The organism is Micromonospora radicis, assembly GCF_003583405.1.
GTDB classification, from domain to species: domain Bacteria; phylum Actinomycetota; class Actinomycetes; order Mycobacteriales; family Micromonosporaceae; genus Micromonospora; species Micromonospora radicis.
Genome location: NZ_QXEC01000007.1, coordinates 120,965 through 143,708 on the forward strand (window position 1 = coordinate 120,965; position 22,744 = coordinate 143,708).

At 71.5% G+C, this 22,744-nt stretch carries 20 protein-coding genes; 8 read left to right on the top strand and 12 right to left on the bottom strand.

The genetic code is table 11. The features are described from left to right. Positions 1–63 precede the first annotated feature (63 nt). Positions 64–2,331 (bottom strand): alpha-L-fucosidase, encoded by a 2,268-nt coding sequence (locus tag D2L64_RS09860; RefSeq protein ID WP_119574621.1) that lies wholly within the window; start codon positions 2,329–2,331, stop codon positions 64–66. A 791-nt stretch (positions 2,332–3,122) separates the two neighbouring features. On the opposite strand from D2L64_RS09860, the gene D2L64_RS09865 reads away from it, so the two are divergent. Then, the gene (locus D2L64_RS09865; RefSeq protein WP_158603487.1) at positions 3,123–4,904 is read left to right on the top strand and encodes an RICIN domain-containing protein; all 1,782 of its coding nucleotides are present in this window, start codon (positions 3,123–3,125) and stop codon (positions 4,902–4,904) included. Positions 4,905–4,919: 15 nt separating this feature from the next. On the opposite strand, the gene D2L64_RS09870 is transcribed toward D2L64_RS09865, so the two are convergent. Continuing rightward, positions 4,920–5,393, bottom strand: a complete 474-nt coding sequence (locus D2L64_RS09870; protein WP_119574625.1) for an SRPBCC family protein — start codon at positions 5,391–5,393, stop codon at positions 4,920–4,922. A 44-nt stretch (positions 5,394–5,437) separates the two neighbouring features. Here D2L64_RS09870 and D2L64_RS09875 point away from each other — a divergent pair, with 44 nt between their 5' ends. From D2L64_RS09875 to D2L64_RS09885, 3 genes are all read left to right on the top strand, one after another. Continuing rightward, positions 5,438–5,812 (top strand): ArsR/SmtB family transcription factor, encoded by a 375-nt coding sequence (locus D2L64_RS09875; RefSeq protein WP_119574627.1) that lies wholly within the window; start codon positions 5,438–5,440, stop codon positions 5,810–5,812. A gap of 61 nt (positions 5,813–5,873) precedes the next feature. Next, positions 5,874–6,197: an ArsR/SmtB family transcription factor gene (locus D2L64_RS09880; protein ID WP_119574629.1), complete on the top strand. Its 324-nt coding sequence runs from the start codon at positions 5,874–5,876 to the stop codon at positions 6,195–6,197. Then, the gene (locus tag D2L64_RS09885) at positions 6,197–6,913 is read left to right on the top strand and encodes a cation diffusion facilitator family transporter (RefSeq protein WP_119574630.1); all 717 of its coding nucleotides are present in this window, start codon (positions 6,197–6,199) and stop codon (positions 6,911–6,913) included. The genes D2L64_RS09880 and D2L64_RS09885 overlap by 1 nt, the downstream gene beginning before the upstream one ends. Positions 6,914–6,929: 16 nt before the next feature. Here the strand turns inward: D2L64_RS09885 and D2L64_RS09890 are convergent, their stop codons facing one another. Beyond that, positions 6,930–7,589 (bottom strand): hypothetical protein, encoded by a 660-nt coding sequence (locus D2L64_RS09890; protein ID WP_119574632.1) that lies wholly within the window; start codon positions 7,587–7,589, stop codon positions 6,930–6,932. 218 nt (positions 7,590–7,807) lie between these two features. Here D2L64_RS09890 and D2L64_RS28480 point away from each other — a divergent pair, with 218 nt between their 5' ends. Together D2L64_RS28480 and D2L64_RS09895 are read left to right on the top strand one after the other, a co-directional pair. Beyond that, positions 7,808–7,888 carry a putative leader peptide gene (locus D2L64_RS28480; protein ID WP_407663075.1) on the top strand — a complete coding sequence of 27 codons (81 nt, stop codon included), beginning with the start codon at positions 7,808–7,810 and terminating at the stop codon, positions 7,886–7,888. 114 nt (positions 7,889–8,002) lie between these two features. Then, complete coding sequence (locus D2L64_RS09895) at positions 8,003–10,459, top strand: M14 family zinc carboxypeptidase (protein WP_233558886.1); 2,457 nt, start codon at positions 8,003–8,005, stop codon at positions 10,457–10,459. Positions 10,460–10,644: 185 nt separating this feature from the next. On the opposite strand, the gene D2L64_RS09900 is transcribed toward D2L64_RS09895, so the two are convergent. Genes D2L64_RS09900 through D2L64_RS09930 form a run of 7 tightly spaced genes read right to left on the bottom strand, consistent with a single transcriptional unit; the run spans position 10,645 to position 16,767 of the window. After that, the gene (locus D2L64_RS09900) at positions 10,645–11,604 is read right to left on the bottom strand and encodes an amidohydrolase family protein (protein ID WP_119574636.1); all 960 of its coding nucleotides are present in this window, start codon (positions 11,602–11,604) and stop codon (positions 10,645–10,647) included. Next, positions 11,604–12,542 carry an MBL fold metallo-hydrolase gene (locus D2L64_RS09905; protein WP_119574638.1) on the bottom strand — a complete coding sequence of 313 codons (939 nt, stop codon included), beginning with the start codon at positions 12,540–12,542 and terminating at the stop codon, positions 11,604–11,606. The genes D2L64_RS09900 and D2L64_RS09905 overlap by 1 nt, the downstream gene beginning before the upstream one ends. Next, positions 12,539–13,351 (bottom strand): ABC transporter ATP-binding protein, encoded by an 813-nt coding sequence (locus tag D2L64_RS09910; protein ID WP_233558887.1) that lies wholly within the window; start codon positions 13,349–13,351, stop codon positions 12,539–12,541. The genes D2L64_RS09905 and D2L64_RS09910 overlap by 4 nt, the downstream gene beginning before the upstream one ends. After that, positions 13,348–14,145 carry an ABC transporter permease gene (locus D2L64_RS09915; protein ID WP_119574640.1) on the bottom strand — a complete coding sequence of 266 codons (798 nt, stop codon included), beginning with the start codon at positions 14,143–14,145 and terminating at the stop codon, positions 13,348–13,350. The genes D2L64_RS09910 and D2L64_RS09915 overlap by 4 nt, the downstream gene beginning before the upstream one ends. Continuing rightward, complete coding sequence (locus tag D2L64_RS09920) at positions 14,142–14,963, bottom strand: ABC transporter permease (RefSeq protein ID WP_158603488.1); 822 nt, start codon at positions 14,961–14,963, stop codon at positions 14,142–14,144. The genes D2L64_RS09915 and D2L64_RS09920 overlap by 4 nt, the downstream gene beginning before the upstream one ends. After that, positions 14,960–15,967, bottom strand: coding sequence for an ABC transporter substrate-binding protein (locus D2L64_RS09925; RefSeq protein ID WP_119574644.1), 1,008 nt, complete (start codon positions 15,965–15,967; stop codon positions 14,960–14,962). The genes D2L64_RS09920 and D2L64_RS09925 overlap by 4 nt, the downstream gene beginning before the upstream one ends. Positions 15,968–16,020: 53 nt before the next feature. Beyond that, positions 16,021–16,767, bottom strand: coding sequence for a class II aldolase/adducin family protein (locus D2L64_RS09930; protein ID WP_119574646.1), 747 nt, complete (start codon positions 16,765–16,767; stop codon positions 16,021–16,023). A gap of 401 nt (positions 16,768–17,168) precedes the next feature. On the opposite strand from D2L64_RS09930, the gene D2L64_RS09935 reads away from it, so the two are divergent. Continuing rightward, a complete protein-coding gene (locus D2L64_RS09935; RefSeq protein WP_119574648.1) occupies positions 17,169–17,933 on the top strand; it encodes a Clp protease N-terminal domain-containing protein in 765 nt (254 codons plus the stop codon). Positions 17,934–18,144: 211 nt separating this feature from the next. Here D2L64_RS09935 and D2L64_RS09940 read toward each other — a convergent pair whose 3' ends face one another. Both D2L64_RS09940 and D2L64_RS09945 read right to left on the bottom strand, forming a co-directional pair. Further along, the gene (locus tag D2L64_RS09940) at positions 18,145–20,319 is read right to left on the bottom strand and encodes a right-handed parallel beta-helix repeat-containing protein (protein WP_119574650.1); all 2,175 of its coding nucleotides are present in this window, start codon (positions 20,317–20,319) and stop codon (positions 18,145–18,147) included. A gap of 124 nt (positions 20,320–20,443) precedes the next feature. Then, a complete protein-coding gene (locus tag D2L64_RS09945; RefSeq protein WP_119574652.1) occupies positions 20,444–21,904 on the bottom strand; it encodes an extracellular solute-binding protein in 1,461 nt (486 codons plus the stop codon). Between D2L64_RS09945 and D2L64_RS09950 the strand changes: the two genes are divergently transcribed. Continuing rightward, positions 21,903–22,649 (top strand): substrate-binding domain-containing protein, encoded by a 747-nt coding sequence (locus tag D2L64_RS09950; protein WP_119574654.1) that lies wholly within the window; start codon positions 21,903–21,905, stop codon positions 22,647–22,649. The genes D2L64_RS09945 and D2L64_RS09950 overlap by 2 nt on opposite strands. The last annotated feature ends 95 nt before the right edge of the window (positions 22,650–22,744 follow it).

Below are 22,744 nucleotides of genomic sequence, written 5' to 3' on the forward strand. Positions count from 1 at the left end.
TCCGAGCTGTGTCGCCGCAACCGGGGGGTCACGGCGACACAGGTCGAAGCAGCGTTGCGCGGTTCAGACTGCGGTGATGGTCCACAGCAGGTTGGTGCTGCCGTCCCAGCTCCACTGTTTGACCAGGGAGCCGGAGGCGACCTGACCACCGCCGTCGAGCACCAGCCCGGTCGCCCGGTTGGCGATCCGGTACCGCCGGTTGCCCTGGTCGGTGATCTGCCACTGTTGGCTGTTGTTGCCGTTCCACGGCGCCTGTTGTGCGGCAGCGCCGTTGCTGGTGAGGCCGAAGCCGTCGACCACCATCCCGTTGGTGCGGTTGACGATCCGGTAGTAGCCGGTGCCCAGGTCGACGAGCTGCCACTGGAGGTTGGTGCTGCTGTCCCAGCTCCACTGCTTCAGCTGCGAACCGGAGGCGACGCTGCCGCCGCTGTCCAGGGCGAGGCCGTTGGTCACGTTGGTGATCCGCTGGTACGTCGTCGGGTTGAAGGTGACCCGCAGCGAGGCGATGGCGTCGTTGTTGCCGGTGTTGCGCAGGTCGGCGTTGTCGCTGTTGAAGGTCCAGCTGGTGCCGGAGAAGTTGTCGTTGGCGTAGCCGATGAGCTGGTGGCCGGCGGTGACCCGGACCGAGGAGATGGTCCGCAGGCCGATGCCGGCGGTCTGCAACTGGGCCGCGGTGTAGCTGCCGACCGAGAGGCTGACGCCGCCCTCGTAGCCGGTGTGCTGGTAGACGCTGACCGGGGGCGAGACGGTGGCACCGCCGCCGAGCGTCGGGATCGGCCCGTTGAAGGTCAGCTTCACCACGTACGCGGGCGCGCTGAACGGCGCGGTGGCCGACGGCAGGGTGATCCGCAGTCCGGTGTTGTCCTGGGTGCGGGTCGGCAGGTTGACGTAGCTGCCGGCGGTGGAGCCGAGCAGCTGCACGCCGGCCAGCGAGCTGAGGTTGATCCGGTTCGACGCGAGCGTGGTGATGTTGACCGTGCTGCCCGGCCAGCCGAGGATCGTCGCGTACAGCACGCGGTTGTCCTTGCTGCGGGTGAACCGGATGTCCTGCGCGTTGCCGGCGACCGGTGCGACGAAGTAGCCGCCGCCCATCCGGGTCGGGCCTTCCCCGAAGGTGGTCCAGGCCCGGGTGGAGTAGATGGACTCGCCGAAGCGGCGCAGGTAGTCGCCGATGCTGCGCAGCAACGTCTGCTGCCCGGTCGGGATGGTGCCGTCGGCCATCGGCGCGATGTTGAGCACCATGTTGCCGTTCTTGCTGACCCGGTCGATCAGCGAGTGCAACATCTGGTTGAGCGTGTAGTAGCCGAGCCCGACGGTGTAGCTCCAGCTGGAGCTGCTGATGCTGTCGTCGGTGAGCCAGTACGGTTCACGCAGCTCGGCGGGGCCGCCGCGTTCGTAGTCGTAGACCGCGCCGCCCTGCTCCAGGCCGTCCTTGTAGGTCGCGACGACCTCCTTGTCCCATGCCACGGCCCGGTTGTAGTAGTACGCCAGGAAGCGCAGTCGCTGTGCCGCGCTGATCCGGTGCAGGTCGAAGTCCTGCCAGATGATGTCCGGCTGGGCCTGGTCGATGATCTCGCGGAGTTTGTCGAACCAGAGCTGCTCCTCGGCGGCGGTGCCCAGCTGCCCGTAGAGCTTGCGCAGGCTCGGGTCGGACTGCTGGGGCGCCCACTGGTAGAAGCCGGTGAAGTTGAAGGCGTGGTGCATGGCGACCATCACCTTGAGGCCGCGGGCGCGGATCGCGTCGGTGTGCAGCCGTAGCAGGTCCAGTCGGGGTCCCCGGGCCACCGAGTTCCACTCGTTGACCTGGCTGTTCCACATGGAGAAGCCGTCGTGGTGCTCGGCCACCGGCCCGGCGAACCTGGCGCCGGCGTCGACGAACAACTGTGCCCACTCGTTGGGGTCGAAGTTGCCGCCGGCCGAGCGCAGCCGGGGGGCGAACTGCACGAAGCGACCGGACCGGTCGTTCGCCCCGTTGATGAAGTTGTGGTACGGCCACACCGACGGGTCGCCGTACGTGTTGCGGTGGTGGTTGTTCTCGTTCGAGCCGGGGTTGTACATGTTGCGCGGGTACCACTCGTTGGCGTACGCCGGGACGCTGAAGGCTCCCCAGTGGAAGTAGATGCCGAACTTGGCGTCCTGGAACCACTCGGCCGCGGCGGGGTGCTGGCCCACCGAGGCCCAGGTCTCGGAGTAGCTGGACGGGCCGGGGATGGCGGCGTGGACGGGCAGCGGACGGTAGACACCGCCGGCGCCGACGCCGAGGGCAGCCGCTGTGCCGCCCGCGCCGAGCGCGGACAGCAGGGAGCGGCGAGTGAGCGGGGTGCGGGACATGGCGATCCCTCCAGAACACGGTGGCGGGGGTGTGGAGCTCACGTGCCTCAGACATCAGACGTTAAGCGTTTCAGGGATGTAACGTCAACGACCAGATGCCGGGAGATCGCCAGGACGGGCGTAGCAATCGGTTTCGGAGCCGAGACTCGGGCGACCTAGACATCGGATGATTGCCGCCAGGCGCTCGCCGGGCGGCGCGGCCCGCCGTCCGGTGGCGTCGCCTCGACGGCCGTCGGCGCCCCGCGCTCCGGTCGACCGCGATCCCGTCACGGCGACGGGCCGGGCCGGGCCGGGCCGGGCCGGGCCGGCGAGCGCTCGCGCGAGCCAATGTTGGCGATCACACCGGCGCGACCCGTCCGCGACACTTTCCGAGGAAGAAAGCTCTGCGCACGTTAACATCCATGGCGCTGGTGTTGCTAGACTGTTTCGCCGCCGGGCGGCACCGTCAACACTACGGCCCGCCAGCGCCCGGCGGTACGGGCCGATCCCGGCCCGACGGCCACGATCGCGCATCGACCGGGCCACCCCCGGGGATCTCGGCGCGACGGCGCGCCCACGGCACGGCTTCCTCATCGCAGGACTCGCGCCCGGGGCCGCCGAGGCGTCGGCGGGCCGGGCCCCCGAGCGGTCGGACAACCAGCCGGACGCGTGTCGCAGACGTTATCGAAACGTTGCGCTTGACATCAGATGTGTTAACGCTAACATTGATCCAATGCGATAGATGCGTGCTCCCGCTGGAGGCCCCGATGAGGTCCGTCCCGACACCCTCGTGGTTCCGTAGCACCGCCGCAATGCTGGTCACGGCCCTCGCCCTCACGGTGGGCGCCGTCGTGGTCGGGCCCGACCGGGCCGACGCCTGGGACAACGGGGTAGCCGACACGCCACCGCTGGGGTGGAACAGCTACGACGCGTTCAACTGGAGCGTCACCGAGGCGGACGTCCGGGCCAACGCCGACTACATGGCCGCGAACCTGCGACAGCACGGCTGGCAGTACATCGTGGTCGACTGGGCCTGGTACTACCCCGGCCGGCACAACAACAGTCCGAACCAGGACGCGAACCTGCAACCCCGGCTGCGGATGGACGCCAACGGCCGACTGTTGCCCGACACCACCCGGTTCCCGTCCGCCGCCGGAACCAACGGGTTCAAGCCGCTGGCCGACTACGTCCACGCACAGGGCTTGAAGTTCGGGGTCCACCTGATGCGCGGCATACCCCGTCAGGCCGTCGCCGACAACGTACCGATCCTGGGCACCGCCTGCCGGGCGAACCAGGTCGACAACACCACCACCGCGGCCTGGCTGAACCTGATGTGGGGCCTGGACATGACCCACCCCTGCGCACAGGCGTACCTGGATTCGACCTTCCAGCTGCTGGCCTCCTGGGGTGTGGACTACGTGAAGGTCGACGACATCGCGGCACCCACCTACCGGCAGGCGGAGGTCGAGGGGTACCGACTGGCCATCCAGCGCAGCGGCCGCCCGATGGTGCTGAGCCTGTCACCCGGCCCGACACCGCTGGCCAGTGGCGCGCACGTCCAGGCCAACGCGCACATGTGGCGGATCGTCAACGACCTGTGGGACAACTGGCCCGCCCTGGACGCCCTGTTCGACCAGCTGCGCAACTGGACTCCGTACCGCCGCACCGGCGCCTGGCCCGACCCGGACATGATCCCCATCGGGCGGCTGTCCAAGTACGGTCCGGTCGGCTCGCCGCGGTACTCCAGCCTGACCGCCGACGAGCAACGCACCCTCATGACGCTCTGGGCCATCAACCGGGCACCGCTGATGTGGGGCGGGAACCTGGTCGAGAACCGAGCGACGGAGTTGGCGCTGATGACCAACGCCGCGGTCCTGGCGGTCAACCAGAACAGCGTGAACAACCGCCAACTCCGCGGCGGCACCCGGCAGGTGTGGACCGCCGACGTACCCGGCGGCGACCACCGGTACGTCGCCGTCTTCAACCGCGAGAACAGCGCTGCCGACGTGTCGGTCAACCTGGCCGACCTCGGGATCGGGTCGGCGACCGTGACCGACCTGTGGTCCGGCGCCGCACTCGGCACCGTGACCGGCACGCTCACCCGGCCGATCCCGGCGCACGGCTCCGGGCTGTACCGGCTCGCCCCACAGACCACCGTGCCCACGCCGGGCAGCTACACCTTCACCGCGAGGCACAGCGGCAAACTGCTCGACGTCTACGACAACGCGACGATCGACGGCGCGGACGTCGTGCAGTGGGCCGCGAACGGCCAGGACAACCAGCGCTGGCGACTCCAGGATGCCGGGGCCGGCTTCTACTCGGTGGTCAGCGTCAGCAGCGGCAAGTGCCTGGACGTGTACGGCGGCACCGGCGCGACCGCCGACGGGGTCCGGGTGGCCCAGTGGACCTGCCACGGCGGCACCAACCAGCAGTGGCGCCTACAGGATCTCGGCACGGGCTACGTGCAGCTGGTCGCCCGGCACAGCGGCAAGTGTCTCGACGTGTTCAACGCCGGCACCGCCGACGGTGCCCGCGTGGTGCAGTGGAGCTGCGGCACCGGCGCGAACCAGCAGTGGCGGCGCACCCAGGCGTAGGGCCCGGCCCGACGCTCAGGCGTAGAAGCCGGCGCGCAGGTTGACGCCGTGTTCCAGCCATGCCTTCAGGCAGCAGAGCATGCTGGTCCAGCCTTCGCAGTTGCCGTACGACGCCTGCTGGCCCTCGGGGGTGGGCCGCCAGCCCTCCTCCGCGATGGTGACCAGGGTGCGCGCCTCGCCCAGCGGTTCGAACTCCATGGTGACCGTCGTCGAGTAGGCGCCGCCGGCCGCCCCCTCACCGGGCGGTGCGGTGTCGGCGGCCTCCCACCGCAGCACGATCCGCCGATCCTGCTCCACCTCGACCACCTCGACCGGGAACGCCCCCGGGAAGTCGGCGAAGTCCCAGCTCACGGTGGCGCCGGTGGCGAGCCGGCCCTTGGCTCCGCCGGTGGTGAAGTAGCGCGAGAGCTGGTCAGGGTCGACGACGGCCTCGAACACCTCGTGCACCGGACGACCGATCCGTCCAGCGATCTTGAAACGCAGGTCCACACTGATCTCCTCGTCCCGGGGTCGACATGTTATAGGTTTATAACATGTCACCGCGCGGCACGGACCCCTCAACCGCCGATGCCACGGATCTGGACGGCGTGTTCAAGGCGTTGGCGTCACCGGTCCGGCGCCGGATCCTCGACCTGCTCAAGGACCAGGCCCGGACCACCGGCGACGTGTGCGACCAGTTGCCGGAACTGGACCGGTGCACGGTGATGCAGCACCTGCGGGTACTGCAGGCCGCCGGGCTGGTCATCGCCCAGCGCAAGGGCCGCGAGCGGTGGAACCACCTCGACCCGCTACCGATCAGGCACATCCACGACCGCTGGATCGGCGAGTACGCCCGCGCCGCCGTGGACAAGCTCGCCGACCTCAGGTCCCGGCTGGAATCCGACCTTCCCTCCCACCCCGGTGGTTGATCGGATACGTCGGCGAGCCTACTGAGAGTTCATTCGATGATGTACTGTCAGTCGGGTGAGGATGTCGGGGCACGGGGATTCGTTGGCACGTTTCGGGCATGCCCTGTCCGATCCGGTGCGGGCTCGGCTGCTGCTCGCGCTGCGCGAGGGGCCCGGCTACCCCGCCGAGCTAGCCGAGTTGCTCGGCACCAGCCGGCAGAACCTGTCCAACCATCTGGCCTGCCTACGCGGCTGCGGCCTGGTGGTGGCCGTGCCGGAGGGACGCCGTTCGCGCTACCAGCTGGCCGACGCCCGGCTCACCCACGCCCTCGGCGACCTGGTCGACCTCGCCCTGGCCGTGGACCCGGCGGCCTGCCCGACGGCCGGCACCGACGGCTGCTGCTGATGGCCGTCGAGCTGCCGCTGGTCTCCCGGTCCCCCACCGGACCGTCGGCCGAACGCAGGGCCGTACTGGCCCGCCGGATCCGCTGGTTCGTCGGCGCGACGATCGCGTACAACGTCGTCGAGGCGGTCGTCGCGATCACCGCGGGCACCCTGGCCTCGTCCACCGCCCTGGTCGGCTTCGGCCTGGACTCGATCGTCGAGGTCTCCTCGGCCGCCGCGGTCGCCTGGCAGTTCAGCGCCACCGACCACCAGCGGCGCGAGCGGGCTGCGCTGCGCGTGATCGCGATCTCGTTCTTCGCCCTGGCCGCCTACGTGGGGGTCGAGTCGGTCCGCGCGCTGCTCGGCGACGCCCGCGCGCAACACTCGACGGTCGGGCTGATCCTCGCGGCGCTGTCGCTGGCGATCATGCCGGTGCTCTCCCTCGCGCAGCGCCGGGCCGGGCGGGAACTCGGCTCGGCGTCGGCGGTCGCCGACTCCAAACAGACCCTGCTCTGCACGTACCTGTCCGGCGTGTTGCTCGTCGGCCTGGCCGTCAACTCGTTGTTCGGCTGGTGGTGGGCGGATCCGGTGGCGGCCCTGGTCATCGCCACGGTGGCCGGCAAGGAGGGCTGGGATGCCTGGCGGGGCCGGGCCTGCTGCGCACCGGTCGCCGGCACACCCGCCGCTACCTGCGCGGATGTCGGCTGCGCCGACAGCGGGTGTGGCGACGGCCGGTGAGCAACGGGCCGGATGCTCAGCCCCGGTCGGGTGCCGGGCCGTTGTCGTTGAGCCGGAAGCTGTCGGTCGGTGCCGCGTCGCCCAACTCCTCGAGGATCAGCCCGGAGTCGCGGGAGTGCCGCAGGAACGCCGAGTTGTTGCTGATCAGGAACGTCTCCGCGGCGCCCTCGGCGGGCGCGATGGTGAACCGCTGACGCGCCTCGTCCTCGTCGCAGTCCGCCCCCCGCACGTGCAGCGGCTGGCTGTCGCCCGGATTGCGCACCTGCCAGCAGACCGGCTCACCGGGGCCGGAGCCACCACCACGGCCCCGGTACGACATCACCAGGAAGTCCTGCCCGCCCAGCGGCACCGGTACGAACAGTTGCCGGCCGCTGTCGTCGTCCACCTCGGCGAGCCGTCCCTCGTCGGTCAGCGACAGGCCCGCCTCGAAGCCGTCGACCCGGGTGACGGTGGCCTGCCGGGTGCCCGAGAGCACCGGCGAGGTGGCCGTCGGCGTCGGGGTGGCCGACGCGGTCCCGGTTGGGGTGGCCGGTGCCGAGGTCGGGGTGGCGGCGGTCGGCGTGCTGGTGACCTCGGACGTGGCGGCCACGTCGTCGGGAGATGTTCCGCCACAGGCCCCGGTCGAGATGGCCAGAGCCACCACTGCCGCACCACCGCGCCAACCACGCACCGACATCGGTCTTCCCTCCTCCACGGGCGGCGCACCGACCGGGTCGGCCGGAACTCGACCGGACCGGCCGTGGCACCGCACCACCACTGGCGTCCGGAGAAGGACGTACCCTCGCCCGCCTCCGGTACACCCCCCGCGGTCCGACATCCGGCCGGGCGGCGGTGAGGTAACCGTCGGTCGGCGGCCCTTGACACTCCGATGTGCCGCCATAAAGGATCTGTCTCGTGCGAAGCGCCCACCTGACGGAGCGAGGTCACATCGACCTCCTGCGCGTCGCCAGCGCCGCCTGTCGACCCTGCCGCTGACGCCGGGTCTCCCCCTTTCCGCCCGTCGCGGGCGTCCTTCCCGCCGTAGGTCTCCGGCCCTACGCGCGCGTCCGCGTACGGCACCCGCTCCACTCGACAGGAGAGCTGTCCATCGTGCGCAGAAGAATGTCCGTACGCCTGGCCACCGCCGGGCTCGCCCTCGGCCTGCTCGGCACGACGGCCTGGGTCGCACCGGCGAACGCCTCGGCGTTGCCGGCCGTCCCACCGTCCTCGCCCGGCCTGGACCAGATCGCCGGTTACCCCCGGCAGAACGTGTTGCCGGTCTGGCCGGAGAACCCGGCCGACGCTTCCATCCCGATCGGCGTCGTGCCGTACCACGAGATCGCCACGAAGCTGAACGCGTTGCAGGCCGCGAGTGACCGGGTCTCCGCCCGGGTGGCCGGCACGTCCAGCGGCGGCCACGACCTGTACGCGGTGGTCGTCACCGCGCCGGAGTCCCGGGCGCAGGCCCGCCAGCAGGAACAGTGGAAGCGCCTCATCGAGGAGGAGCCGGCGCGGGCGCGCACCGACCGCAGGCTGCTGGCCGGATACAAGACGCCGCTGTTCGTCAACGCCAACATCCACGGCAACGAGTGGGAGGGCACCGACGCCGCGCTGCGGGTCATCCAGGAGTTCGCCACCAGCCGCGATCCCGAGGTGGCCCGGCTGCTGGAACGCAACCGGCTGATCTTCAACGTGACCGCCAACCCGGACGGCCGGATCGCCGGCACCCGGGCCAACGGCAACGGGTACGACCTGAACCGGGATCTCACCATCGTCTCCCAGCCCGAGACGAACCTGATCCGCGAGCTGATCATCGACACCAAGCCGATCATCACGCTGGACCTGCACGGCTACGTCAGCCCGACGCTGCTGCACCCGAGCACCCCGCCGCACAACGTCAACAACGAGTACGACCTGTTCATCAAGCACGCGTTGCCGAACGCGCTCGGCATCGAGGAGGACCTGCGGGCGCTCGGTCACCCCGAGACGCAGCGGGCGCGGATCCCGTTCCGCGACGACGCGCCCGGGGTCTGGGACGACTTCCCGCCGATCTACGTGCCGTCGTTCGCGCTGTTGCAGAGCAGCATCCCGTACACCATCGAGGCGCCGCTCAACCCGCGTGGAACCAACCTGACGCCACAGGAGCGGATCCGGCGTTCCGGCATCAACACCGACGTGCACGAGGTGGCCATCAAGTCCTCGCTGCGCTACATCCAGGACCACCGCAGTCAGGTGATCTTCGACCAGGCGGAGGTGTACCGGCGCGGCTGGGCCGGTGAACCGCTGCGGGACATCCCCGACGACTTCGTGCCGGGCTGGGGCCCGGAGGACAACTACCAGACGGTCTTCCCCCGGGCGTACGTCATCCCGACCGGCGCCGCGCAGCGCTCCGAGCCGGCCGCCGCGCGCCTGGTCGACCTGCTCATCGGCAGCGGCGGTCGGGTGTGGCGGGCCAAGCACGCCTTCCGGGCCGACGGCACGAGCTACCCGGCCGGCTCTTACGTCGTCGACCTGCACCAGCCCAAGCGGGGCCTGGTCAACTCGCTACTGGAGCCGGGCATCGACCTGACCGACCGGGTGGACGACCTCTACGCCGGTCCGGCGGCCTGGAGCCCGGGACTGACCTGGGGCGCCACCGTCGACACGCTGTGGGACAAGAAGCTGCCGAAGGTGCAGCTGACCCGGGTGTACGACGGGGTGGCCACCGGCACCCTGCCGCCCGCCAACACCGACGTACGGCTCGACATCCAGGACGCCGCCGACCTGCTGGTGGTCAACTCGCTGATCCGCAAGGGCCTGCGGGTGCACCGGCTCGCCGACGGGTCGGTGGTGGTGCAGGCCAGCCCGGGCAGCCGCAAGCTGCTCCAGGACGCGGTCCGCACCCACGGCGTCACCTTCGAGCGGGCCCCGGCCCGCTGGCGGGGCACCCCGCTGGGCGAGATCGTGGTCGGCTACCTGGGCGGTGTCGAGGCACGGGACACCCTGGCCGCCCTCGGCTTCGCGACCCGGGCGGTCACCGCCGCCACGCTTGCCGACACGCTGACCGACGAGGTCGACGTGCTGCTGGTGGCCGGCAACCTCAACGTGGCGAACCTGACCACGGCGAACCGGGCCGCGCTGGACGCCTTCCTGGCCCGTGGTGGCGGCGTGGTCGGCCTCGGCACCGCCGGGGCGATCTTCGGCAACGCCACGTCGCTGCTGAGCGTCACCGCCACCGCCGGGCCGTCGCTGGCCAGCGGGGTGGCGAACGTGGTGAACCGGGGCGGTCCGGTCACCGCCGACGCCAGCCCGTACGCCTTCATCAGCCAGCCGGTCTGGTTCACCAACCTCGGCGCCGGGGTGAGCGTGGAGCAGTCGTACGGGCCGGACCCGCTGCTGGCCGGCTGGTGGGCCACCACGGGGGCGACCGGGCAGAGCGCCGCGGCGGGCCAGGCCAGCATCGTCCGGAGCGTGGGCGCGGCCGGCAACCCGGTGGTGCTCTTCGGCACCAACCCGACGTTCCGGTTGCACCCCAAGGGGCTCCAGCCTCAGCTGGGCCGGGCGTTGCTGTGGGCCGCGCGGCCGTGAGCTGACCCGGCGGTGACCTGAGCGGTGCATCGTGTGCGGGCCCGCGGCGACGACGCTGCGGGCCCGCACCCTAGGGCACCCGGCGACCGACGACGAGTTGCGTGCCGGTATCCGCCGTGGCCGATCGAGCGCCACGACCGGCCATGTACCGCAGCCGCGCCGGTAGCCGGCTGCCCGGGTCAGTCTCAGTCGTCCCGGCCCGGTCGGGTGGCCAGCAGCCGCAGGGTGTTGGCCCCGGCGACCAGCCGCCGCTCCGCCTCGTCGAGCCCGGCTCGCGCCAGGGCCGTCTCGACCCGGTCGCGGCTGGTCTCCCGCTGGCCGATCGGCCAGTCCCCGCCGACGAGCACGTGGTCGGCGCCGAGCAGGTCGGCGGCGAACCTGATCGCGGCCGGGGTGAAACCCATCGTGTCGAGGTAGACGTGGGCCCGCTGGGTCGCGGGGGCCGCCACGGTGATGCGCTCCCCCTCGTCCGTCGCGGCGGCCAGGGACAGGCCGGCCACCCCCAGCATCGGGAAGACCACGTGCAGGTCGGGCAGCTCTGCCAGCACCCCGTCGGCCAGCAGCGACAGCAGTGCCGCGGCGTTGACGGTGCCCCGGGCCAGCGAGGTACCGAACCGACCGAGACCGGCGAAGGCGCTGGTCATGGCGGCCGGGCTGATCGGGTGGGCGAAGACCGGCACGCCGAGTTCGGCCGCCGCGGTGAGGGTGGGTCGGGCGGCCGTCGCGCCGAGCAACTGCCCGTCCGTGGCGCAGTCGACCACCAGCCCGGACAGTCCGAGGTCGCGGACGGCACGTAGGGCCTCCTCGGCCGCGCTGTCACCGGCGAAGGCGTCGACGGTGGCCAGGCCCCGGAGCCGCTGCGGGGCGGTGGCCACCGCCTCGGCGAGATGGTCGTTGAGCCGGCGCAGGTCGTCCGGGCGGGTGCGTTCACCGTGCGGGGTCACCAGGGCCGGTGGTGCGCTGAGCACCCGCAGGTCGACGCCGTGCCGGCCGGCCTCGGCCAGCAGCCCGTCCAGATCGGCGATCCGACGGGCCAGCCCACGCCACCGCTGCGCCAGCTCTGCTGCGGTGTTGTGGGGTGGCAGGGCCGGGTAGTCCGGACCGGCGTAGTGGGTGTGGAAGTCGGCGATGTACAGCGGCGGCATCAGAGGTCGATGAAGGTGTACGTGAAGCCACGCTCGGCCCGGTGCACATAGCCGGCGGCCGGGAACGGGAAGTGCGCCGGGACCAGCAGGTCGCCGGAGTCGGCGACCCGTTCCAGCAGTCGACGCCGCTGGTCGGCCGAGTCGCCCGGCACGACGCAGTAGCGGATGCTCCACTCCGGGCGTTCCAGCTGCACCCCGTGGTGCAGCATGTCGCCGGCGAACAGCGCCCGCCGACCGGCTGAGGTGACCACCAGGTAGACGTTTCCGGGGGTGTGCCCGAACGCCGGCACCAGGTGGATCTCGGGGCTGAGCACGTGGTCGGCCGGGATCAGGTCGAGCACTCCGGCGTCGCGCAGCGGCAGGATGCTGTCGGCGATGTAGTCACCGGTGCGGCGCAGGGCCGCCGCGCCGTCTGGGCCGGTCCACCAGTCGAACTCCTCCCGAACGACCAGGTAGCGGGCGTTGGGGAAGGTCGGCACCCAGCCACCGGCGCCGTCGGAGGTGGTGGCGAAGCCGACGTGGTCGACGTGCAGGTGGGTGAAGACCACCGTGTCGATGTCGTCGACGGAGACACCGGCGCGGGCGAACTGTTCCAGGAAGGGGCGGTCGGCGTGGTCGAACACACCGCCGTTGCGGGGTTTGCCGTTGCCGCCTCCGGCGTCGACCAGGATCAGTCGGTCACGGGTCTTCAGCAGGTGCGCCTCCTGGTTGAGCACGATCCGGCCGTCGCGGGTGAACGGCTCGGCCGTGTAGAAGGCGCCGTCGGTCCAGGACTCGCGCTCCAGTTGGGGGAAGAAGTCCGTCGGCACCGGGAAGTAGTCGACCTCGCGGATCGGGAAGACCTCGACGTCGCCGACGTGGAAGGACCAGAGCGGGCCGTCGCCGCCGCCGGTGTCCTGCCAGCGGGGTGCGGTGTCGGGGGAAGGTGGGTTGGTCATCGGGTCACCTCGGGAACTCGTCGGGTGGGCTGGGGTGTGCGGCGTACCTGCGCGTAGACCTGGGCGCGCAGTTCGCCGAAGCGGGCCGAGGATCGGGTGTCGAGCTGGTCGCGTACCGCCGGCAGGTCGATCGGGAACTGGGCGACGACCCCGGCCGGCGAGGCGCCGAGGACGACGACCCGCTGGCCGAGGTAGACCGCCTCGTCGATGTCGTGGGTGACGAACAGGACGGTCGTCGCGTACCGCCGCCAGAGACCGGCCAGCAGATCCTCCAGGTCACCGCGGGTCTGCGCGTCGACGGCGGAGAACGGCTCGTCCATCAACAGCAGCCGCGGCCGGTACGCGACGGCCCGGGCGATGGCGACACGCTGCTGCATGCCGCCGGAGAGCTGCCACGGGTAGGCGTCGGCGGCCGGTCCGAGACCGACGGCGTCGAGCGCCTCGGCGACCAGTTCGCGGCGCACGGTCCGACCGACGCCGCGGCTGCGCAGCGGCAGCTCGACGTTCTGCCGGACGGTCTTCCAGGCGAACAGGCTGCGCCCGTACTCCTGGAAGACCACGCCGAGGTCGGCCGGGGGTTCGGTCACCCGCTGCCCGGCCAGGACGACGTCCCCGGTCGAGGCGGGCAACAGCCCGGCGACGATCTTCAGCAGGGTGGTCTTGCCGCAGCCGGAGGGCCCGACGACGGTGACGAACTCGCCGTCACGGACCGACAGGTCGACACCGGCGAGGGCCTGCACGGTGCGTTCCCGTGACCGGTAGGACTTGCCCAGGTCGACGATGCGCAGCAGAGCTTCGTCCGTGGTCACCGTGGTTCCTCTCGTCCGGTGGCGCCGCGGTGCCACCGCAGGACGCGCCGCTCGATGAGTTCGAAGAGTTTCGCCAGGCCGAAGCCGAGCAGGCCGAGCAGCAGCACACCGCTCCACATCTGCGGGATCGCGAAGGTGCGCTGGAACCGGATCACCGTGAAGCCCAGGCCGTCGGTGCTCATCAGCATCTCGCTGACCACCATGACGATGAGCGAGATGCCGAGTGCCTGCCGGGCCCCGGCGAAGATCTGCGGGCTGGCGGCACGCAGGATCAGTCCGTGCCGGGTGCGGTGGCGCAGCCGGTAGACGGCGGCGGTGTCGAGTTGGACGTCGTCGACGGCGCGTACTCCGTCGGCGGTGTTGAGCAGGATGGGCCAGACCGCGCCGAGGGCGATGACGATGAGCTTGGTGGCGTCGCCGATGCCGACGGCGACGAGCAGCACCGGGATCAGCACCGGGGCCGGCAGGACCCGGAAGTAGGCGAGGATCGGGCTGGTCAGGTCGCGGACCACCGCCCAGCGGCCGACCAGGTAGCCGACGCCGACACCGACCAGTAGGGCTGCGGCGTAGCCGGTGGCGAGCCGCCGGAGGCTGGGCAGCACGTCGCGGAGGAACACGTCGGAGAGCCACACCTGGCCGAACGCCTCGACGATGCGGCTCAGCGGCGGCAGGAAGATGTTGGTGCTGTTCGCGCTGAGCAGCCACCAGGCGACGAACAGCACGACCGGTAGCCCCAGGGCGAGGGCCGCGGCGCGGGTGCCCCGGGCGAGCCCGGCGATCACCGTCGCCCTCATGGGGTCGCCAACTCACGCCGGGTCGCCACGTGCCAGTGCAGCAGCCGTCGCTCGGCCAGGCGGGCGGCCAGGTCGAGCGCGATGCCCACTGCGCCGGTCAGCAGCACCAGCGCGTACATGCCGGTGGACTCGCCGGACTCCTGGCTGGACCAGATCAGCTCACCGAGGCCGGCCGCGCCCATCACCAGGCCGCCGGTGATGGCGAGCGCGAGGGCCACCGACACGACCAGCCGCAACGCGGTGCCGAGGTACGGCAGCACGGTCGGCCAGGTGACGTGGACGATGCGGCCCCACCGGCCGAGCCGGATGGTGCGGGCGGTGTCCACGGCCACCTGGTCGACGTCGCGCAGCCCGTAGAGCACCTGGAACAGCACGATCCAGAAGCAGGAGACGGCGACCAGCAGGACGGTGATCTGGGTGACGTCGAGCACCAGGACCAGGACGGGGATCAGCACGATCGACGGCACCGGGCGCAGGAAGTCCAGGGTGGAGGAGGCCGTGCGCAGCAGCCACGGCACCGAGCCGATGGCGAAGCCGACGACGACGCCGGCCAGTACGGCGATCAGCAGGCCGATCGCCGCGACCAGCAGAGTTCGGCCGGTCGCGGTCCAGAACCGTGGTTCGGCGAGCAGCCGGAGGGCTTGCGGCAGGATGGCGGACAGCGGTGGCACGTGCAGCGGGGAGAAGAACGCTCGGGTGACCGCCTCGTATCCGGCCGCGGAGAGCAGCAGTCCGACGGCGCCGAGCAGGCGGCGGCCGGCCGGGCCGCCGCCTGCCAGCCCCCGGGTGGGGGCTGGCGTGCGGCTGCTCGTGGTCACGGCAGGATCAGCTCGTCGAGGTCGGGAGTGGTGCTGATCAGGCCGTCCCGCTGCGCGTACCCGGCCAGCTTCTCGGCGGCCTGCCGGCTCACCTCGTCCCGCCAACCGGTGATGGTGATCTTGCCGGCCACGTCCGGGGTGATCTGGGTGAAGGTGGGGATCTTCGCCCGGACCTCGTCCTCGTGGTCGCGGGCGTAGGCGAACGCCTCCCGGATCGCGGCGCGGAACGCGGTGACCACCTCGGGTTTCTGCGCGACCAGTGCGCCGGAGGTGTACCAGGCGGAGACGGTGAGATCCTCGGCGAGGTCGGTGAAGCCCCAGCCGATCGGCACCGCGCCCTGTGCCTTGGCGGCGGACAGGAACGGCTCCACCACCCAGGCGCCGTCCACCCGGCCCTCACTGATCGCGGCGGGTACCTGCGGGAAGGGAATCTCGACGAGCTTCAGCGACTCCGAGTCGCCGCCGTCGGCGCGGACCGCCTCGCGGGCGGCGGCTGCGGCGATGTTGGTGAGGATGTTGACCGCCACGGTCTTGCCTTCGAGCTGTTTCGGGCTGGTGATGCCGGAGTCGCCAGCCACCACCAGTGCGCCGTAGTCGGCGCCGGCCTTGCCGGTGGACGCGGACGCCGGTACGACCGCCTTCACGTCCAGGCCCTGCGTGCGGGCCACGATGAGCGTGGTCAGATCGCCGGTGGCGAAGTCGACCTTGCGGGCGAGCACGGAGGGTACCGAGGTCAGGTCGGAGGTCTCGGTGTCGACCTCCACCTGCAGGCCGTGCTTGGCGAAGATGCCGTTGTCCTGGGCGAGGTAGATCGGGGCGAGGTGGCCCAGTGGGGACGAGGCCAGGGTGATCTTCGTCAGGCCGTCGCTGCCGGCGGCGTCGGCGGAGTCGCCGGAGTCGTTGCAACCGGCGAGGGCGGTGGTCAGCAGGGTGGCGGCGAGCAGACCGGCGGTGCCGCGGCGGGCCGCGGCGGCGGTGCGAGGGTGACGGGTCGTGCGGAACATGTGCGATCTCGATTCTCGGGTTGCGGAGGGGTCGTCGGCGCTGGATGGCCGGGTCAGAAACGCAGGCGCAGGTCGTGGTCCTTGACATGGGCGGGGAACGGCGCCGGGCCGCCGAGGGCGAGCGCGCCGATGCTGGACACCGCCGCTTCCTCGATGGCCACCACCAGGCTCGCGGCGTGTCTGGCGTCGTCTCCGGCGACGAGGAGCCCGTGGTTGCCGAGCAGCACGGCGTACGTGTCGGGGTGTGCCTGGTAGGTCTCGGCGATGGCCCGGACCGCCTCGGCGGTGCCGCGGGGTGCCCAGGGTGCGACGGGGACGTCCACCGCCTGGCCGTGTACGAGCAGCGCCTCGTACCGGGCGGGGAGGCTGACCGAGGCGAGGGCGTAGCTGGTCGCGTACGGGGAGTGGGTGTGGATGACGGCGTTGACGTCCGGGCGGGTCCGGTAGACGCCGACATGCATCTTCAGGATGGCGGCCACGGACGGGCTCGGCGTGCCGAAGCGGACGTGGCCGTCGAGGTCGACCACGACGATCTCGTCGTTGACCGTGCGCGAGGCGGGCGTGCCGATCCGCAGGTCGTCGGCGGGCCAGGGGCGCAACAGTTCGCCGGCGTTGACGGCCAGCAGGTCGTCGTGTCCGGGTAGTCGGACGCTGATGTTGCCGTGCCCGCTGGCGGACATCGCGGAGGCGGCGAAGATGCGGTTGACACCGGCGGTCAGGTCGGTGCGCGCGGCGGTGAGTTCGTCGGCGCCGAAGGGCGCGCCGCGCAGCGCGGATGGGGTGAGGGCGTGCTGGGTCATGGCGTCGCAGCCTTGTCGTAGTCGGTGGTATGCCGGATCGAGCGGGGGTGGGGGCTCGGGGTGTTCCGCGTTCGTCGGTGCACGCGTGGTCGGCCGACCGCCGGTAGCGGGGCGGGCGGCACCGAACGGGCCGGACGTCGGCGGGTGGACGGCCGACGTGGTGGATGGGGTCCCGGTGGGGCGGTGCGGCGCCGATCAGGCGTCGGCGACCGGTGGCCGGGTCAGCGGCCGGGACAGAGCGCGCTGCCGGTGCGGCCGTAGTCGACCGCGCGGCGGGCGGTCAGCAGCATTGGCATAACCCTAGTATGCCCCTAGGATTTGTGGGCGATCAAGACGGGTGTTCGTGTGACCTGCGCCCCAACCGCGACGACCCCACCGACGAGCCGTGACAGGATCCCAGCGTGCCGAAGATCAACGTCTATCTCCCGGACGCCCTCGCCGAGCGGGTACGGCAGGCCCGGCTACCGATCTCACGGATCTGCCAGTCCGCGCTGACCCAGGCGCTCGACGGCGCCGACCGGGCCGCGCACGACGCGGTCGCCGAGGTCGCCCTACCCGAACCGGTCGAGCTGACGCCGCCACCCAACCATCATGTCGCCGCGATCCTGCGCCAGTCCTACGAGGTCGCCACGCTGCGCGGATCGGGACTGGTCGAGCCGATCGACCTCCTCCAGGCATTCCTCGACGAGGGCGAGAGTCTGGTGTTGAACAGCCTCGAACTCCTCGGCTTCCCCGCGGCCTCGATCCAGTCCTCGATCGACGCGGCGCTCGGCGGTCGACCGGGGCGCGTCGGCATCCCCCGCCAGCCCACCGGGGAGACCGTCGCCACGTTGGGCGGGGACGCCCGCACGACGCTGAGGGTCGCCGCCGCCCAGGCCACCGAGCATGCCTCCAGCACCGTCACCGGCAGCCACCTCCTGCTCGGGTTGATCGCGGACACCGGGACGGCCGGCGCCGCCCTGCGCGGCGCGGGCGTCACCGAGGTGGTCACCCCCGCGGTCCTGTCGGCGCTCTACTACGGCGCCACCCTCGGCCGGCTGACCACGGACCGGGACGCGGACACCGCGTCGCTGCGGATCATGATGTTCGACGTCCTCGAACGCCTGGACCGACTGCAGTCCCAGCTGGGCGGAGCCGAGGAACGACGGCGGCCACCGGCCGGCTAGTGTGCCGTGACCGGCAACCACCCGGCGGGCACCAGGTCGGCGACCTGGAGTCCGCTTCGAGCGGAGACCCACCGGCGCCGTTGTCACGGCCATCACCGCGGCGGCCGCGATCACGAAGATCGCGGCCAGGTGCGCCGCGCGGCGGGGGACGCAGCGGCGGGTAACCCGGTGCGCCGCCGGCAACCGGTGGGGTGCCGACGGCGCGGCGGGTTCAGCTCACCAGTTGGTACGCGAACTGCACCTCCAGCCCTTCGGCGGCGGTGGCGTTGGCGATCCGCAGCCGAAGCCGGCGCGGGGTGTCCGTGCCGTCCACCGCGAACGGGGACGCCAGCGTGGTGGCCTGCAGCGTGGTGTTGGCGGCGAGCCCGGCGCTGCCGGCGGGCGTGCCGTCGACGTCCAGCCGTACGGTGCAGGTGCCGGCGGCGAGCCGACGGGTCACCTTGACCACCCGGATGCGTTGGCCGTCGAGGTAGAGGTGGTTGCCGAAGTCGACCAGGCCGTTGCCGACGGTGCCGTCCAGCCGGGCGGTGAGCCAGCCGTCGAACTGCGGCACGCCCTTGTTGCCGACGAACCGGGTCTGCGCGGACTCGTTGCCGGTGATCTGGTATGCCCCGACCGTGTTGCCGGCCAGGTCGTTGTCGGCGACGAGGACGTCCGCGGCGTCGCAGACGATGCCGTGGTCCTGGCGGTTGATGCCGTCGGCCAGTCCACCGATGGCGTTGCCGACGATCACCACCCGCGACGCGGTGGACCGGATGTTGATGCCGGCGCCGTGCCGGTGGGCGCTGCCGCCCCCGCCGTAGGGGTTGCTGAAGTTGACTCCGACGAGGTCGAAGGCGGTCGGGCTGACCACGGTGATCCGCCACTTGCCGTTCGCCTCGGTGCTGCCGGTGACCCCGGAGACGGTGATCCGGTCGCCGCTGTCCCAGCGGTGTGGCGCGGTGGTGGTGATCCGGACCCCGCCCGAGCCGTTGTCGGCGATGCCGGCCACGGTACGGGCGAACGTCGGGTGGGCGGTACGGCCGTTGTTGCCGATCAGGCAGCCGGTGACGGTGACCCGGGTCGAGCCGATGTCGATGCCGTGCCGGCCGCAGCCGCGGATGACGCTGTTGGAGAAGGTGGCGCTGCCGGTGAAGCCGGCGCCGATGCGTACCGCGTCGTCGTCGTTGTCGCCGGAGATGTAGGTGTTGGCGAACTGCGCCTGCGCGCCGGCCTCCAGCAGCACCGGGACGCCGTGGCCGTTCTCGAAGCCGCCGCCCTCGAAGTAGACGAACTTCGGGGCGGCCTGTCCGGTGGTGTTGCGCAGCCAGAGGCCGTGCCGGCCGAACAGGATGGCGGTGGCGATGAACTTGATCGACCCGCCGAGGCCGTCGATGACCAGGTTGTCGGTGTCGTTGTTGCCGGTGCCGGCGGCGATGCCGCACTGCACGAACTCGACGGGGTCGGCGCGTGAGGTGTCGCCGACGCCGTTGAGCAGGATGACGTGTTCCCCGTTGAAGCCGTTCCAGACGCAGTTGACGAAGCGGATCGAGTTGCAGGCGCGCAGGGCGAGGCCGTTGTATCCGTCGCGGAACCGCACGTTGGCGAAGGAGAACATGTAGTTGCTGAAGCTGCTCTCGGCGCCGGAGCGTTGCGTGGCGAGCAGGTAGCCGCCGGTCAGCCCCTCGCCGCGGACCTGGAGGTCGCGCAGGCCGCCGCCGCGTACGCCGACCAGCCGGATGCCGTCGGCGGCGCCGGTGGCCACGACGAGCTGGGTGGCGTAGTCGAGGGTGTCGGTGACCCCGGCGCCCTGCAGGATGACGGGTACGCCCTGCACCGAGACGGTCTGCTCGATGCGGACCTTGCCCGGTCCGATCTCGACGATTCCGCCGGTCGGCAGGGCGTCGACGGCCGCTTGCAGTCGATCGGAGTCGTCGGAGGTGCCCGCGCCGGTCCAGCCGAACCAGGACAGGTCGAGCCGGTTGCGTACCGGACGCCGCCACCGTCCGGTGGATGTCCCGGTGACGGCGAAGACGGTGCCGCCGTTGTCGGGGTCGGTGCTGTCGGCGTCCCAGAAGAGTTCGCCTCCGCCGAGGCCGTGCCGGTCGGCGTGGTAGCCGGCGAGTTCGATGCGCTGGCCGTCGGCGGTGCCGGCGGTGGTCCGCAGCTCGGCGACGCTGGCCACGTCGGCGGCACCGCCGAGCGCCTGCGGGCTGCGGCCGCGCGGTGCCGTCGGCTCGGCGCGGGCCGCCGTGGGGGTGAGCAGGGCGCCGCCGGCCAGGGCCGCGCCGGCCATGCCGAGCGTCGAGAGGGCCCGGCGGCTGATCCGGCCGTCGGGTCGTTCGGTCGGTGCCGCCTCGGCGGGCGGTGTCGGTGCGGAGTGGGGGTGCGGTCGGTTGCCCTTCACAGCTTCCTCCTGGGTGGGGGGTGTGCGGTGGCCAGCGACGGCCGTGGGCGGGCGGCGTCGAGCTGCCGCCGTACCGGTGAGCGGACGCGGTACCGGTGGTGCCGGGTGTCGGCGGCGCGGGTGGTCAGCCCTTGACCGCTCCGATGACCAGGCCCTTGGCGAAGTGCCGCTGGAGGAACGGGTAGACCAGGCAGATGGGGACGAGGGAGACGACGAGGATCGCCATCTGCAACGACTGCTGGGGTGGCACCACCTCGCCGGGCAGGTCCGCGCCGATGGCGGTGTTGTCGACGACGTAGGTGCGCAGCACCAGCTGCAACGGCCACTTGTCGGTGGAGTTGATGTAGAGCACGGCGTTGAAGAACGCGCTCCAGTAGCTGACCGCGTTGAACAGCGCCACCACGGCGAGCACCGCCTTGGACAGCGGCATCATGATGCGGGCCAGGATCTGCAGTTCGTCGGCGGGGTTGCGGACGATCCGCGGAATGATCTTCTCCTGGTACGCCCGCTGCGCGTCCACCCGGGCGCGGTCGCCGGGGCCGAGCACGTGCGGCGACTCGGCGATGTACTCCAGCGGCAGCTTGACCTCGGTGTTGCCCAGGGCGGTGCGCACCGGAACGCCGTCCTGCCAGGTGTAGTGCGTACCTTCGACACCGAACCGGCGGAACATGTACTCGCTGGTGCCCAGCGGGGTGGAGAGCCAGTCGCAGATGCCCAGCAACTGCCGCAGCCGATCGGGGTCGGCCTTCTTGAACGCGGTCAACGCGAAGATCGCCGTACCGGCGCGGTTGGTGCCGGGCCCGCCGTCGTAGCCGGGTGCGGCCATCCCGCCGACCTCGGCGTCGTAGGTGGAGGCCAGGATGTCCCAGGCGGCGTAGCCGTCGGCGTTCACCGCGATGGTGCCGTTACCGAACAGGTCGCGCAGGTTCAGCTTGCCGCCGACCGAGTCGGGGTGGAACAGCCCCGCCTGGTACATCTCGGTGGCCCGGGCGAGTGCCTGCTTACGCTGCTCGGTCTCGTACTCGGAGGTGAACTTGCCACCCTCCTCCCGCCAGAGGTTCGGCACGCCGAGCATGTTGCTGACGAACTCGATGACCCGCTTCGGGTTGCCGAAGGCCCAGCGGTTGGCACGGGCGTCGGTCAGACCTCGGGCCAGTTCGACGAACTCCTGGTAGTTGGCCGGATCCGGGTTGAGGCCACGCTGACGGATCAGGTCCACCCGGGAGAACATGATGGTCCCGACGACCGCCCGCGGGATCGGGATCGCGTAGATGCCGGAACCGAACGCGGTGGGCAGCCAGGAGTCGGTCGGGATGTTCGCCAGGAACGGGAAGTCCTTGACCGCGTCGCCGGAGACCAGGTCGCTCAGGTCGGCGCAGAGCCGGGTCAGTACGTCCGCCCGCCGGGTCAGCCGCGCCGAGATGAGCATCATGTCGGGCAGGTCGCCACCGGCGATGATGGTGGAGAGCTTGTTCAGGTAGTCCGCGGCCGGCGTCATGGTGATGTCGAGGCTCGCGCCGAGCCGGTCGTTCAGTTCCTGCCAGTACCGGTTACCGCCGAGCGCCGGTGGCACCGGGTTGAACATGTTGGTCAGGACGCTGACGTTGCCGGCGGCCCAGGACGAGGCCGGGGTCCGGCGGATCTACCGGGGCGGGGTCAACGGGCTACGCCAGGCCGCCGGCAGCCTGCTGCTCGGTCACCACGCCCACCGCGACGACCTGGCCCGGCTCGCCGCCGACGGCCACCCGTTCGTCTTCATAGGGCATCGGGAGGTTCCCGGTACGGAGATCTGCTACGTCGGTGGCGACTACCGCGCCGCCACCGGCCGGATCGTCGACGACCTGGTCGCGATGGGCCACCGCAGCTTCGCCTACCTGGGCGAGGTGGTCCGCCACGAACCGCAGGCCGACCGTTGGGAGGGGTTCGCCGCCGCGCTGGAACGGTTCGGGTTGACCGTGCCGACACCGGCCTTCGACCGCGCCGAGGAGTTGACCGCCCAGTGGCTCGACGCCGCGCTCGCCGCCGGCACCACCGCCGTGCTGGTCGAGTCGGTCAGCCTGCTGCGGGTACTCGCCGCGATGGTCGGGCTGCGCGGGCTCACCATCCCCGCCGACCTGTCCGTGGTGCTGCTGGTGGACGACCCGGGCGGTGAGATCGCCGGGCGCCCGTGGGCCTGCCTGCACACTCCCCGCAACGCGATGGGTCGCCGCGCGGTACGACTGCTGACCGCCGTGCTGGCCGACCCCACCGGCGAGCACGAGCGACAGATCCTGCTGCCCTGCTCACACACGCTCGACGGGACCACCGCCGTGCCCCACCCCGCCGCCTGACCGGCACCGTCGGTGAGGCGGCGTCCGGGTACGCCAGGTGCACGCACCGGCCAGGCCGGCGTCCGGGACCGACCATGGCGGTGGGGCCCGGCCGG

Excerpts from the sequence above, each read along its gene's own strand:
- D2L64_RS09885 (WP_119574630.1), top strand. The coding sequence starts at position 6,197 with ATGGCCGTCGAGCTGCCGCTGGTCTCCCGGTCCCCCACCGGACCGTCG.
- D2L64_RS09945 (WP_119574652.1), bottom strand. The coding sequence starts at position 21,904 with ATGTTCAACCCGGTGCCACCGGCGCTCGGCGGTAACCGGTACTGGCAG.
- D2L64_RS09865 (WP_158603487.1), top strand. The coding sequence starts at position 3,123 with ATGCTGGTCACGGCCCTCGCCCTCACGGTGGGCGCCGTCGTGGTCGGG.
- D2L64_RS09915 (WP_119574640.1), bottom strand. The coding sequence starts at position 14,145 with ATGAGGGCGACGGTGATCGCCGGGCTCGCCCGGGGCACCCGCGCCGCG.
- D2L64_RS09925 (WP_119574644.1), bottom strand. The coding sequence starts at position 15,967 with ATGTTCCGCACGACCCGTCACCCTCGCACCGCCGCCGCGGCCCGCCGC.
- D2L64_RS09875 (WP_119574627.1), top strand. The coding sequence starts at position 5,438 with ATGTCACCGCGCGGCACGGACCCCTCAACCGCCGATGCCACGGATCTG.
- D2L64_RS09860 (WP_119574621.1), bottom strand. The coding sequence starts at position 2,331 with ATGTCCCGCACCCCGCTCACTCGCCGCTCCCTGCTGTCCGCGCTCGGC.
- D2L64_RS09950 (WP_119574654.1), top strand. The coding sequence starts at position 21,903 with ATGTTGGTCAGGACGCTGACGTTGCCGGCGGCCCAGGACGAGGCCGGG.
- D2L64_RS09880 (WP_119574629.1), top strand. The coding sequence starts at position 5,874 with ATGTCGGGGCACGGGGATTCGTTGGCACGTTTCGGGCATGCCCTGTCC.
- D2L64_RS09890 (WP_119574632.1), bottom strand. The coding sequence starts at position 7,589 with ATGTCGGTGCGTGGTTGGCGCGGTGGTGCGGCAGTGGTGGCTCTGGCC.
- D2L64_RS09900 (WP_119574636.1), bottom strand. The coding sequence starts at position 11,604 with ATGCCGCCGCTGTACATCGCCGACTTCCACACCCACTACGCCGGTCCG.
- D2L64_RS09930 (WP_119574646.1), bottom strand. The coding sequence starts at position 16,767 with ATGACCCAGCACGCCCTCACCCCATCCGCGCTGCGCGGCGCGCCCTTC.
- D2L64_RS09905 (WP_119574638.1), bottom strand. The coding sequence starts at position 12,542 with ATGACCAACCCACCTTCCCCCGACACCGCACCCCGCTGGCAGGACACC.